General features: G+C 40.0%; 14 protein-coding genes. 11 read left to right on the forward strand and 3 right to left on the reverse strand.

Going from position 1 to position 13,163, the window contains the following annotated elements; all coding sequences use genetic code 11:
• Positions 1–27 precede the first annotated feature (27 nt).
• Positions 28–486 carry a DUF6843 domain-containing protein gene (locus AC1D0K_RS10920; protein WP_477396559.1) on the forward strand — a complete coding sequence of 153 codons (459 nt, stop codon included), beginning with the start codon at positions 28–30 and terminating at the stop codon, positions 484–486.
• 253 nt (positions 487–739) lie between these two features.
• Here AC1D0K_RS10920 and AC1D0K_RS10925 read toward each other — a convergent pair whose 3' ends face one another.
• From AC1D0K_RS10925 to AC1D0K_RS10935, 3 genes are all read right to left on the reverse strand, one after another.
• Complete coding sequence (locus AC1D0K_RS10925) at positions 740–2,026, reverse strand: hypothetical protein (protein ID WP_477396561.1); 1,287 nt, start codon at positions 2,024–2,026, stop codon at positions 740–742.
• Positions 2,019–2,459, reverse strand: coding sequence for a hypothetical protein (locus tag AC1D0K_RS10930; protein WP_477396563.1), 441 nt, complete (start codon positions 2,457–2,459; stop codon positions 2,019–2,021). The genes AC1D0K_RS10925 and AC1D0K_RS10930 overlap by 8 nt, the downstream gene beginning before the upstream one ends.
• Before the next feature lie 239 nt (positions 2,460–2,698).
• A complete protein-coding gene (locus AC1D0K_RS10935; protein WP_477396565.1) occupies positions 2,699–3,100 on the reverse strand; it encodes a transcriptional regulator in 402 nt (133 codons plus the stop codon).
• A gap of 192 nt (positions 3,101–3,292) precedes the next feature.
• Here AC1D0K_RS10935 and AC1D0K_RS10940 point away from each other — a divergent pair, with 192 nt between their 5' ends.
• From AC1D0K_RS10940 to AC1D0K_RS10985, 10 genes are all read left to right on the forward strand, one after another.
• Positions 3,293–3,544, forward strand: coding sequence for a hypothetical protein (locus tag AC1D0K_RS10940; RefSeq protein ID WP_477396567.1), 252 nt, complete (start codon positions 3,293–3,295; stop codon positions 3,542–3,544).
• Complete coding sequence (locus AC1D0K_RS10945) at positions 3,534–4,136, forward strand: hypothetical protein (RefSeq protein WP_477396569.1); 603 nt, start codon at positions 3,534–3,536, stop codon at positions 4,134–4,136. Before AC1D0K_RS10940 ends, AC1D0K_RS10945 begins: the two co-directional genes overlap by 11 nt.
• A gap of 474 nt (positions 4,137–4,610) precedes the next feature.
• Positions 4,611–5,489 carry a succinate--CoA ligase subunit alpha gene (gene sucD / locus AC1D0K_RS10950; protein ID WP_477396571.1) on the forward strand — a complete coding sequence of 293 codons (879 nt, stop codon included), beginning with the start codon at positions 4,611–4,613 and terminating at the stop codon, positions 5,487–5,489.
• 466 nt (positions 5,490–5,955) lie between these two features.
• On the forward strand, positions 5,956–7,326 hold the full coding sequence (locus AC1D0K_RS10955) for a serine hydrolase domain-containing protein (protein ID WP_477396574.1): 1,371 nt from the start codon (positions 5,956–5,958) through the stop codon (positions 7,324–7,326).
• A 388-nt stretch (positions 7,327–7,714) separates the two neighbouring features.
• Positions 7,715–8,086 carry a methionine-R-sulfoxide reductase gene (locus AC1D0K_RS10960; RefSeq protein WP_477396576.1) on the forward strand — a complete coding sequence of 124 codons (372 nt, stop codon included), beginning with the start codon at positions 7,715–7,717 and terminating at the stop codon, positions 8,084–8,086.
• Positions 8,087–8,660: 574 nt separating this feature from the next.
• Positions 8,661–9,632 carry a ribonucleoside-diphosphate reductase small subunit gene (locus AC1D0K_RS10965; RefSeq protein WP_295721016.1) on the forward strand — a complete coding sequence of 324 codons (972 nt, stop codon included), beginning with the start codon at positions 8,661–8,663 and terminating at the stop codon, positions 9,630–9,632.
• A 172-nt stretch (positions 9,633–9,804) separates the two neighbouring features.
• On the forward strand, positions 9,805–12,177 hold the full coding sequence (locus tag AC1D0K_RS10970; RefSeq protein WP_477396578.1) for a ribonucleoside-diphosphate reductase subunit alpha: 2,373 nt from the start codon (positions 9,805–9,807) through the stop codon (positions 12,175–12,177).
• Between the two features lie 191 nt (positions 12,178–12,368).
• Positions 12,369–12,578, forward strand: coding sequence for a cysteine-rich CWC family protein (locus AC1D0K_RS10975; RefSeq protein ID WP_295721014.1), 210 nt, complete (start codon positions 12,369–12,371; stop codon positions 12,576–12,578).
• Between the two features lie 26 nt (positions 12,579–12,604).
• Positions 12,605–12,826 carry a hypothetical protein gene (locus tag AC1D0K_RS10980; RefSeq protein ID WP_477396581.1) on the forward strand — a complete coding sequence of 74 codons (222 nt, stop codon included), beginning with the start codon at positions 12,605–12,607 and terminating at the stop codon, positions 12,824–12,826.
• Positions 12,816–13,157 carry a type II toxin-antitoxin system RelE/ParE family toxin gene (locus AC1D0K_RS10985; protein ID WP_477396583.1) on the forward strand — a complete coding sequence of 114 codons (342 nt, stop codon included), beginning with the start codon at positions 12,816–12,818 and terminating at the stop codon, positions 13,155–13,157. Before AC1D0K_RS10980 ends, AC1D0K_RS10985 begins: the two co-directional genes overlap by 11 nt.
• Positions 13,158–13,163: the final 6 nt, after the last annotated feature.

Below are 13,163 nucleotides of genomic sequence, written 5' to 3' on the forward strand. Positions count from 1 at the left end.
TAAATACGTAAAAGACCAATTAAAAAAATGAAAGCAAAATTAATTATGCTAATGAGTTGTTGGTTATTACTTCTTGGCTGTAAACATGGCGAAAAAGAGGTAATTGTAGTGCCGACCAACTATAAAGGTTACATAATAATAATTTATAATCAAATAGGCAAGTCTAAACGAGCATACTACAAAGGGAGTCGACTATATAGAGTGCCGAGTAATGGGATACTAAAAACTGATTTTCCGAACAATTATGGGTACATTGACATTCCTCAATTTTATTATGGAAGTATTGCTTCCAATAATTTGATTCCTTTTTTCGCTAATCCCAAAAACAGTGAAGCTGAGGCTGTTTTTGCTTCCGGGGGATCTATGGGAAAAGCTTATATAAATAATGACCAGTATATTGAATTTCAAGCATTCTATATTGGAAATCAGAAAGAAATAGCAAAAGCCTATGAAGATGTCGAAAAGTTGGATATAACAAAACTATAAATTTTATCTATTCGCTGTCGCAAAGGTCCACCCTTGTGACCCGCATGCTAAGTATGCGCCACGCCTTTAGGAAAGACGTTATGATTCAAATTAATGCATATAGGTAGGGCTCGAATTGCAAAGTCCAGGATGAAAAAACATCTGGGATTTGCAGCTATAAAGTCACCAGTACTCCGCGCTTTTGGCCAGTGCTGCATACTCGCGCCAAAGGTGCGTACCACCACCTAAAAAAGATAAATAATCTAAATTAAAATTAATTAATAGCGGTACAGTTAGCAATTGTATGCTTTTCAGACGCACTAATTTTGCCCCGTTTCTTTTCAAAAGATGTTTCCAATGTTATCTGAAACATATCTTTTAAATTATAATCAGCTATAGCAGATTTAAGCGAATCACTAAACTTACCTAAAAATATATTTTCATCAGACGATTCAAATTTAAAACTATTACTAATTGAGTCTAATGCCTTAAAAACTCCTTTATGGATATTTGTTTGCTTTTCTAAAATTTCCAACTTATCTAAGTTGTCAAGTATTAACGTAGCTTTTTTGAGGTCAAATTTGTCTTGTAGAGCAATGGCATCTTTGTAATCTCCATATTGGACAGTAATATCAATATCGTTCTCCTTAACTGTTTTCAGAAAGGATGTATAGGCTTTTAATAAATCATCCGATAGTTCTATTGTGTTTTCCTTTAAAGACTCCAAATTACTACTTTTATCAAAAACATAAAATATCTGTTCTGCTATTTTATTTGAACTTGAATCAGAAAATAACCCAAAATCCTTTTTTGACGGTTTCAGAAAAACACTAAAAGAAGCAGCCTTTACATAAGCAAAGTCTGTTTCGCCCAATAGTTTTACTTTAGATATTTCGCCCTTTGTTCTCTTTTTCTTTCCATGCTTACGACTATCAAACATATTTACTGCTGTAGCTTCTGATATATCACTGAAACTCGTAAGTAAAGAACCTAAGATAGAACTCCTAATAACCCCATAACTAACTTTAGCATTACTTGACCGTATATGAATATTATATAACTCAATTCCAGACTTACTTGATTCTTCTAAAATATTGAATGTTTGTTCTTCTGCCTTCACTACAGATTTTTGACGATACGTATCTAAACTAAATTCAAATATAATGTCTTCCAATTCTTCAGAATCTTCATCTTCAAACATTGTCTCTGAATTAGGTAGATAATCATATGGTAAATCAGAAACAACGCTGACTTTACATGCAATATCCCCAAATTTATTTTTATCATCTATTACAAAAATAATGTGATTAATTGCGTTTGCTAATAGCTGTGCATACGATGTTTTACCAAATATATAGTGCGATAAAGCTTCTGCCTTTATTGAGTAAACTAAATGACGATTGAAAGAATCCTTAGATTCCACCCAAGATTTGATAAAGGGTTGATTATATTTATCCTTGTAAACTGAAATAATAGGCCAATCATAAGACAGCAAATCTCCAACCCATTCTAAATGGAACGGAAGATTTGTAATTTCTATACCCTTAGTCTGCCTAAACATACTCTGTCTCGCTTAAATCTTTTACTATAACAAACCTACTACGGAAATCAGTATTTTTAAATTCATGTAAATTTATATGTCCTTTCTTACTCTTTTTACTCACTAACCCATCATGTTGACAAACAATTCCCTCAGAAATACAAGAACCAGCAGTCTCAATAAATAATGGAGAGATGCTTAAACATTTAGTAAGGTGTTTTTCCGCTTTATCCAAGGTAGCAAAAAAAGATAAAGCGTGACCATCACAATGTTTCTCGCAAAGTTGAAACTCCCTGTTACTTATTTTTGTTACAGGTATGAAATTGTTTCTATGATTTATATCGTTATGTACGATTCTAAATAAAGAGCCATTGTAAGAAGATAACTCTTTTAAATTTGGGCAAGGGCAAGTTAAATCGTTGTGTTCATCCTTGTACTTAAATACAAAACTCATAGCAGGTTATAGGATACTTTTATTAAATACCGTTCCTAAACTACAACTTATATTTAATAAATAAAATAATAGTCGATAAAGTTCATCGATAACAAATAACCTTGCTGTCTGAAGTCTCCCGCTGTTCGAATGTATCCGACTTCGAACGATTATGCCCGTAGTTTAAAACTACCTGCATGCTAAGTATGCTCCATGACTTTAGGATGATCCACTATGGTTCAAATGGTTAATAATTTGCGTTACACCAAGGGTACCAGGCAGCGTACATCACTATCGTTTTCATAAATTTCCAGGCAATAGCCTTTTGGGTCGATATCAGGATAGCTTAGCAATTGCCTGAACGCGTGGCCAACACTGGCCTCATCTTTTTTCCAGTCCTTTAAATACAAACTGATATAAGTTCCTTTCCTTACCAGGAAAGTTTCCGCTTTTTTTTCTTTACCCTCGCCCGGATACGCCTCTTCAGCAGCAGCACGGTAAATGATCCGGCCTTCTTTGTCTGGATTTGAAATACCGTAAAGCCTGTCCCGACCTGGCAAAAGAGCATCCAACGCCGCGAACGCGCCGCCAACCCCCATAGGGAAAGAGGTTGCTTGTACATAAATGACAGTAATATCTCTTTCAATCGTATATTTTTCCATGTCAAAAGTTTTACTGAATAAAAGTAATTCATCACTTTGAAACGGGCAAGGGTAGAAAATGACAATAAAAGGGGGGATACGCGACAGCTTATATCAATATATATGCGCTGTGATTACAACTTCAGAACTATCACTTAAACCACGGGGATGAATCACTACCTCTGTAATTTTTAAATTTTCATTGCTAACCAGATGTGCTTTTATAAAGTCACGAGTACTCCACGCTTTTGGCCATGGCTGCATACTCGCGCCAAACAGGGAAGTAGAATCTATGAAATTTTTCATACATTGTTTTATGATTATGATGGCGCTGGGTCGGCGATCGGTTCTTACGACAAACAGGATATGCCCAATGATCTAGATGTCAGTACCGTTATTGATCAGCTGCCGAATATTCCTCCCCCTGATGACAAATCAAAAACAGAAAAGAAAGATGAAAAGTAACCTTAGAATCCTGGGACTTATTATTTTGCTGCCTTGTTTGCAACGATCTTACGGACAGCCTAGTAAATCTATAAAAGATACAGTGTTCATTTGCTTGGTTTCGGGAACATTAGATAATGGACGACCAGTGACCGAATATTTACTAAGTAAAGATTTGCCTTCTATTTACGGCTGTTTAAAAGTTGGCGACCAGGACTCAATCATTTGTAGACTGACTGAAAAATTAATATTATTTGAAGAGCCGTTTCTCACATTAAAAAAAAACCGGTTACGTTACCAGTTTAACAGCGCTGAACAGGAAGCAATATTTTCTAAAAATTACTATAAGAGGCTGCTGCCGCTTTCCAAAAAGATGACGGAATTTAGCACGGTTAAGTTATCAAATGGAAGGCACCTGACGCTGAACATTGCTAAAATATCAGGTGAGTTTTGGACATTGCCAGCAAACAAGACAACATTTAGTGAAAGTTTTCCTGATAACGGGTGTTACAATAAAGAATATATTTCTAATTTGAAATCGATAGATAAGATTTATAGACTGGCCGACACTGAGCGAATTGAAATATTGGTGCACACTGGAAGTTCTATGTGAAGGTGGGTAGTGTATCAAAGCAAAAGCTGCCGCAAGTGAATCCTCAACATCCCCCCATTTGGCGCGAGTATGCAGCCATGGCCAAAAGCGTGGAGTACTCGTGACTTCATGAGAAGGCAGTTATTTCATAAATCTCTTCTGCACAATTCAATTTATTAACCACATGTTTAACATTCCACCATCAATTTGCAGATTTTAAAAATACAAAATTCCGGATGAACTCACGTCCAGGATTTGCGTGAAAGCCCACAACCGACGCGGACCTGCGGCAACCGCAAAACGAGTGCTTGCAACGGAAAGCCCTGCTCCCGGTTTTATCAGGGGAAACATCCAAAACCTACCCGGTGAAACAATTATTCAATTACCACAAAGTCACTTTTTTGTTAACATTTAAAATTATTCGCCCTTTAGAAAATTAGGGGGTTGACATTCGGACAAAAACTTTAGCTTTGCCGTACTAAACGAAAAAAACCAATGAGTGTTCTCGTAAATAAAGATTCAAAAGTTATTGTACAAGGTTTCACCGGTAAAGAAGGCAGTTACCATGCCGAGCAAATGATTGCTTATGGCACCCAGCTTGTTGGAGGTGTTACACCAGGTAAAGGCGGTCAGACGCATTTAGACAGGCCTGTTTTTAACACCGTTAAAGACGCTGTTGACCAAACAGGTGCTGATGTATCTATCATTTTTGTACCTCCTGCTTTCGGCGCTGATGCCATTATGGAAGCTGCCGAGGCTGGTATTAAGGTTATTGTTTGTATCACCGAAGGTATCCCAACAAAGGATATGATTGCGGTAAAAGAATATTTAACAGATAAGGATGCACGCCTTATTGGCCCTAACTGCCCGGGTATTATTACTGCTGATGAAAGTAAAATTGGTATTATGCCAGGCTTTATCTTCAAAAAAGGTAATGTTGGTGTAGTTTCAAAATCAGGCACCTTAACTTATGAAGCGGTTGACCAGGTGGTTAAAGCTGGTTTAGGTATCACTACCGCTATAGGTATTGGTGGCGACCCGATCATTGGTACGCCTACTAAAGAAGCTGTTGAGTTGTTAATGAATGATCCTGATACTCATGGTATCATCATGATAGGCGAAATTGGCGGAAGCATGGAAGCTGAAGCAGCCCGTTGGATTAAAGAATTTGGCACTAAACCAGTAGTAGGATTTATAGCCGGCCAAACTGCGCCTCCGGGCCGTAGAATGGGTCACGCTGGTGCTATTGTTGGCGGTGCCGACGATACAGCTGCCGCTAAAATGAAGATCATGCGCGAGTGCGGTATCCGCGTAGTTGAATCTCCAGCCGAAATTGGCGCTGCCATGGCAGAAGAATTGGCTAAATTAGTTTAAGCCCCCTAACCCCCTAAAGGGGGAACTGGAAAAACATATTTGAATCCTGGTCAGTTTGGCCGGGATTTTTTATTTAGAATCAAAGAACATATCACTCCCGCGAGGTTAGCGCAGCGTAACTCGTGGGAGACATGGTGTAAGCTTCCAGCTTACGTGTACTTGGCTTAAAGCAACGCAGTCCACACTGCAGATTTGAAAATAGTTACATACATAGGAAACCACCAAAACAAGTGTTCGCATTTTTCAACCCCCTCCCCCACAGCCCGAACACCCCGAACACTTAAATTACTGATAATCAACGTCAGCAATTTCCACACCCAAACCAAGCGAACACTTAAATTACTGATTTACAAATAATTAAATATTCGAATTTTCACTAACAACGGATACTCTTGAAAAAGCGAACACCTGTTTCCTTACCAGCCATAAATTCTTTATTTTTAGAAAGTAAAGCTTCAACTTACTTATGACCACAAAGAATCTGCATAAACTGCTCAGCTTAATTCTGATATCCGGCTGTTGCACAACAGCCCTCGCTCAAACCTACAAACCAGCCGTTTTCACCGATCCCGACAGGTTGAAAAAGATAGAGGCTACTTATCCAGTTATCGACCAGATTTATAAAGACTATGCCGAAAAAAACCATTGGCCCGGCCTGGCATATGGTATCGTTGTAGACGGCAAACTGGTGCATGTAGGTGGCCTTGGCTATACCGATGTGCCTAATAAAATAGCTGCAACCCCAAAATCCGATTTCCGCATTGCATCCATGACCAAAAGCCTTACCGCCATGGCCATTTTAAAACTGCGCGATGAGGGTAAACTGAAACTGGATGACCCCGCTTACCTATACATCCCCGAAATGAAAAACACACATTACCTTACCAAAGATGCCACACCGGTAACTGTAAGGAATCTGTTAACCCACTCCGCCGGTTACCCCGAAGATAATCCCTGGGGCGACAGGCAACTGGCCGTAAGCGATGATGAACTGATAGCCCTGTATAAAAAAGGCGTCTCCTTTTCCAACAACCCAGGTTTAGGCTATGAGTATAGTAACCTCGGCTTTGCTACTTTAGGCTACATCATTAAAAAAGTTTCGGGCAACACCTATGAAACTTACATTACCGAAAATATCCTGAAACCATTAGGCATGACCCATACTTACTGGGAATATACCAAAGTACCCAAAGAGCAATTGGCGCTGGGCTACCGATGGCTTGATAACCAATGGGTAGAGCAGCCTTTACTGCATGATGGTGCTTATGGCGCCATGGGAGGCCTGATCACCACCATTGAGGATTTCAGCATTTACATGGCTCTTCACCTGGATGCCTGGCCCCCACGGGATAACGCCGAAACCGGCCCGATAAAAAGAAGTTCCATCCGCGAAATGCAATACCCATGGGATGTAAATTATTTAACGGCAAACGCCAAAACTACAACCGGTCGTCCCTGCCCCAATGTAAGTGCCTATGCCTACGGCTTGCGCTGGGCTAAAGATTGTGATAACCGGGTTTATATCGGTCATACCGGCGGCCTGCCGGGCTTCGGCAGCCAATGGAACATTATGCCCGATTATGGCATCGGGGTAGTGTCCTTTGCCAACCTTACTTATGCCCGCGCGGGTTACCCTAACTCGCAGGTTTTGGATACCCTGCTGGCGTTATCAGGCATAAAACCACGCCAGCTACCGGCCTCCCTGATTCTTGATCAGCGTAAAAACGACCTTCTCAAAGTTATTGCCAACTGGAGCAAGGCCAAAGAAAGCGGCATCTTCGCCGATAACTTCTTCATGGATTACTTTCCCGAAAAGCTAAAAATTGCTACCGCATAAGCCTTTGCCAAAGCAGGTAAAACTATAAGCGTTGGTGATGTAGTTACAGAGAACCAGTTAAGGGGATATTTCATTATTAGGGGCGAAAATGCCAATATTAAAGTAAGCTTTACGCTAACGCCCGAGAATCCGCCTTTGATACAGGAATATCATTTGGACGTTAGCCCCCCGGCCCCCTGAAGGGGCAGTATCAATGCGGCATTTGTCTGAACCGTAATGTTATATCTGCACATCTGAAATTTGCACATCTGCACACCTAATCTCAAGTCAACCCAATGTAAACATCCCCTTCCAAAACAATCAAAACCTTTAAATTGTCGTATCTTTATGTAGCAAAAAGGTGAGCTAACATCACTAATTCACCCACTCATAAACTCACTAAATAAAAATGGAATACAACAAGTTAACACCCGAAGAAGAATATATTATATTACATAAAGGCACCGAGCGTCCGTTTACAGGCGCTTTGCTAAACAATCATGCTCAGGGTTTATATGTTTGCAAACGCTGTGACACCCCGCTTTACACTTCCGAGTCAAAATTCGAATCGCATTGCGGATGGCCAAGTTTTGATGATGAAATACCTGGGGCAGTAAGAAGAGTACCAGATCCAGATGGTCGCCGTGTTGAAATTGAGTGCACTAATTGCGGCGCGCATTTAGGTCACGTTTTTGAAGGTGAATACTTCACCCCAAAAAACACCCGCCATTGTGTAAATTCAGTGTCGATGAAATTTGTATCGGCAGATGATATTAAATAATTTTCTTTAAACAATTCAGGAATGTCCCGGTCGATTAAAGTCGACCGGGATGTTTTGTTTTCCACAAACCGGGTTTGAGGCGATTTTCAGAGCCAGATTTCGAGATTCCCATCCGGCTTTAGCAAAGCCATTATGCATTTTTCAATGATTGTCGGTGTTAAGTAAAGTAATTTACAATGTTAAATTATTGTTTTCGGCAAGTTTTTACACTATGCTTTTTAGGGTTCAATTTTAATTAGCTGTAATCAAGTTCATTAATTTTCTGTTTAGCCAGGCGGCTTTAAAAGTTATGGCACAAAGTGTTAATAACTCTGGCCTTTGTTAAAAACTATCATTATAAGCATTCCAACTCAAACATTAACTTTGTTCTACAAGGTAATAAAAAAGGTATTCAACAGGCAGCGGATGCATTCGTCATCCACAATACAAACACTTAGCTGTCATAGATTTACATACTAAACATTGTGATTGGTCAAGCTAAATCACAAAAACTTGAAAGCTTTATTTTTAATAAGGCTCGCTTTGGTGTCTGATGGCGCTACGTAGGGATAAAACGAATAAAAAACAGGTACCAATGATACAGGAAGACGAAATATTACTGAGAGAGAATAAAGACAGGTTTGTGATACTACCTATTAAGTATCCGGCCATTTGGGAAATGTATAAAAAGGCTGAAGCCAGTTTTTGGACAGCCGAAGAAATCGATCTCTCGGACGATATGAAGCATTGGGAAAATCTGAATTCAGGCGAGAAGCATTTCATCTCGCACATCCTGGCTTTCTTTGCGGCAAGCGATGGTATAGTGAATGAGAACCTGGCTGTGAATTTCATGAGCGAGGTACAATTACCAGAAGCTCGTTGCTTTTACGGTTTCCAGATCATGATGGAGAACATCCACTCAGAAACCTATGCCTTGCTGATTGATACCTATATTAAAGATCCGGCTGAAAAAGACCGCCTGTTCCATGCCATTGATACGGTACCATGTGTGGGCAAAAAGGCTGAGTGGGCTTTACGTTGGATAAACAACGGTAATTTTGCCGAGCGTTTGGTAGCTTTTGCTGCTGTTGAAGGGATCTTCTTCTCAGGTAGTTTCTGCTCCATCTTCTGGCTTAAAAAACGTGGCCTGATGCCGGGATTAACTTTCAGCAATGAATTGATCTCCCGTGATGAAGGTTCGCATTGCGAATTTGCCTGCCTGCTTTACAAAATGCTAAGCAAAAGATTAAGCGCCGAAGCAGTTTTAAGCATTATTACCGATGCTGTTGAAATTGAAAAAGAATTTGTTACAGACGCATTACCTGTTAACCTGATAGGGATGAACGCCAAATTAATGAGTCAATATATTGAGTTTGTGGCCGACAGGTGGCTGGGCGAACTGGGATACGAAAAACATTACGGCGCCAGCAACCCGTTTGATTTTATGGAGATGATATCACTACAAGGCAAAACCAACTTTTTTGAAAAACGCGTTGGCGATTATCAAAAAAGCGGTGTATTAAACAATGCCGAAAGTAAAGCATTCTCATTAGATGAAGACTTTTAAGTCAGTATCAAGTATCGGGATGCTTAATTATCTGTAAAAATCACCGGTTGGTAAAAGGTCTTGCTACTTGATACTAACTACTTGATACAAAAAATAAGAGTTAACAAAATACAATATACACAAGTTGGTTCAGGTCTTGCTACTTGACACTAACTACTAAATACCATTAAATATGCTTGTAGTAAAAAGAGACGGTAGAAAAGAATCGGTAAAATTCGACAAGATCACAGCTCGTATCGAAAAACTGTGTTATGGGTTCCAACTGGTTGACCCAATTGATGTGGCAAAAAAGGTAATTGAAGGTTTATTTGATGGAGTAACAACTTCAGAACTTGACAACCTTGCGGCCGAAACTGCAGCATCATTAACGACGAAGCACCCGGATTATGCTTTACTGGCTTCGCGTATAGCAGTATCAAACCTGCACAAAAATACGATCAAGTCGTTCTCAGAAACTATGCGCCTCCTGTACAATTACGTGGATGGCAAAACAGGCAAAAATGCTTCACTTATAGCCGATGATGTATGGGAAGTTATTCAAGAAAATGCCGAACTGTTAGATAGTACGATCATTTATGACCGCGACTTTGGTTTCGACTATTTCGGTTTTAAAACGCTTGAAAAATCATACTTGTTAAAGGTGGATGGCAAAATTGTGGAACGCCCGCAACACTTGTTTATGCGTGTATCAGTTGGTATCCATAAAGAAGACGTTGAAAGCGCCATCAAAACATATCATTTAATGAGCGAGCGCTGGTTCACTCACGCTACTCCTACCCTTTTTAATGCAGGTACACCAAAACCACAAATGTCGTCATGCTTCCTGTTAACCATGAAAGATGATAGCATTGATGGTATATACGATACTTTAAAGCAAACTGCTAAAATTTCACAAAGTGCCGGTGGTATCGGTTTAAGCATCCACAACGTAAGGGCTACAGGCTCATACATCAGCGGTACAAATGGCACAAGCAATGGAATTATCCCAATGCTGCGTGTATTTAACGATACCGCCCGCTATGTTGACCAGGGCGGTGGCAAGCGTAAAGGCGCTTTCGCGATCTACCTTGAACCATGGCATGCAGATATATTTGAATTTTTAGATCTGCGTAAAAACCACGGTAAAGAAGAAATGCGTGCCCGCGATTTGTTCTACGCCCTTTGGGTATCTGACCTCTTCATGGAGCGTGTTGAGGCTAACGAAGAGTGGAGCTTGTTTTGCCCGCATGAAGCACCAGGTTTGGCCGATTGTTTTGGTGCCGAGTTTGTTGAATTGTACACCAGATACGAAAAAGAAGGCCGTGCCCGCAGAACCATCAAAGCACAGGAACTTTGGTTTGCCGTATTAGATGCCCAGGTAGAAACCGGTACACCATACCTTTTGTATAAAGATGCTGCCAACAGCAAATCAAACCAGCAAAATTTAGGTACTATAAAAAGCTCAAACCTTTGTACCGAAATTATGGAATATACCGATGCTAACGAGATAGCGGTTTGTAACCTTGCTTCATTGGCATTGCCACGTTACATCAGCAACGGAACGTTTGACCACAATAAACTGTATGATGTTACTTATCAGGCTACTTTAAACCTGAACAAGATCATCGATTATAACTACTACCCGGTTAAAGAAGCCGAATATTCAAACTTACGTCACCGCCCTATTGGTTTAGGTGTACAAGGTTTGGCGGATACTTTCATCCAGTTGCGTATGCCGTTTGAAAGCGATGAGGCTAAACAACTGAACAAAGAGATCTTTGAAACCATTTATTTCGCTGCCATGACGGCTTCTAAAGATCTGGCAATAAAAGATGGCCCTTACGAAACATTTAAAGGTTCACCGTTATCAAAAGGCAAATTCCAGTTTGATCTTTGGAATGTATCACCTGCCACTAACCGTTGGGATTGGGAAAACCTTCGTCTGGATGTAATGAACCATGGTGTACGCAACTCACTATTAGTAGCGCCAATGCCAACTGCATCAACCTCACAAATATTAGGTAACAACGAGTGCTTTGAGCCATATACTTCAAACATCTACACCCGTAGGGTATTAAGCGGTGAGTTCATCGTAGTAAACAAATACTTACTGCGCGACCTGGTTAACCTTGGCTTATGGACCCCTGCTATGAAAGATAAGATCATCACAGCAAACGGATCTGTACAGGACATTGCCGAAATACCTGCTGATATCAAAGAACTGTACAAAACAGTTTGGGAAATAAAGATGCGTAACATCATTGATATGGCTGCTGATAGAGGTGCTTATGTTTGTCAATCGCAATCATTAAATCTTTTCATCAACTCGCCAAACGCTTCAAAACTGACTTCAATGCACTTCTACGCATGGAAGAAAGGCTTAAAAACAGGCATGTATTACCTGCGTACACAAGCTGCGTCGCAAGCTGTTAAGTTCACAGTAGAGAACCAGGGTGGCTCAAACATGGAGCCTGTTATTCCGGAACATGTAAACCAACTTGCAGATAATGTTCCAGAAGGCCCAAGCTGCTCAATGGAAGAAGGTTGCGTTACCTGCTCTGCGTAAGCAGTCGGAAAGTCAGTAAGTCGGAAAAGTCCGAAAGATAAAAGAAGACCGGTAGCTCAACAGCTTACCGGTCTTTTACATTATAATGATTCGCAAAGCTTTTATTTACTATCAAACTTGTCGACCTTTGACAAACAACAAAAAACAAACTTTCGGACTTCCCGGACTTTCCCGACTTCCGGACTAAAACTATGCACCCAAAACACGAGATCATCCGTTGCGAACGCTGCGAGGCCACTTTTGAATGTAAAGCCAATTCATTCACCAAATGCCAGTGCAGTACCGTGCAGCTCACTATCAACGAAGTGCAGTATGTGAGTGAATTGTATGATGGATGCCTGTGCGCTAATTGCCTGCTTGTTATTCAGCAGGAATACAGGGTGGAGATGGGGTTGGATTAATTGTAGATATTAATTATATTTGATTTATGACCACGATAACGATACAAGTTCCTGAAAAAGCCAAAGGCAAATTGTCGGCAATTGTAAAAGAATTGGGTGGCGAGATAATTTCTATTTCTACGGATAAGACCAGCACGAAAAAAATCAAACTTTTAAACGAAATAAAAGAAGGATTAAAAGACGTAGCTAAAATACGTAAAGGAGAAGCAAAATCTTATTCTATGTCTGACCTTTTCGATGCCAAATAAGATCATACTTACTGCCTTTTTCTTAAAAAAAGCCAAACGACTACTAAAGAAATATCACACTCTGCAAAAGAGTTTGTTGCACCTTGAACAACTCCTTATTGAAAATCCTAAAATAGGCGACAACTACGGCTCAAATATCTACAAAGTAAGACTTGCCGACGAATCACAAGGGAAAGGAAAAAGCGGTGGCTTCCGTGTTATTACCTATTTAATAGAAGAAACTCCAACATCAACAGACATCTACCTGATAACCATATTTGATAAATCAGAAGAAGCCACGATTGATAAGGAAGACATCAAAAAGATCGTCAAATCCTTAGGACATATCTAATTTGAA

The organism is Mucilaginibacter sp. P1_A3, assembly GCF_056406855.1.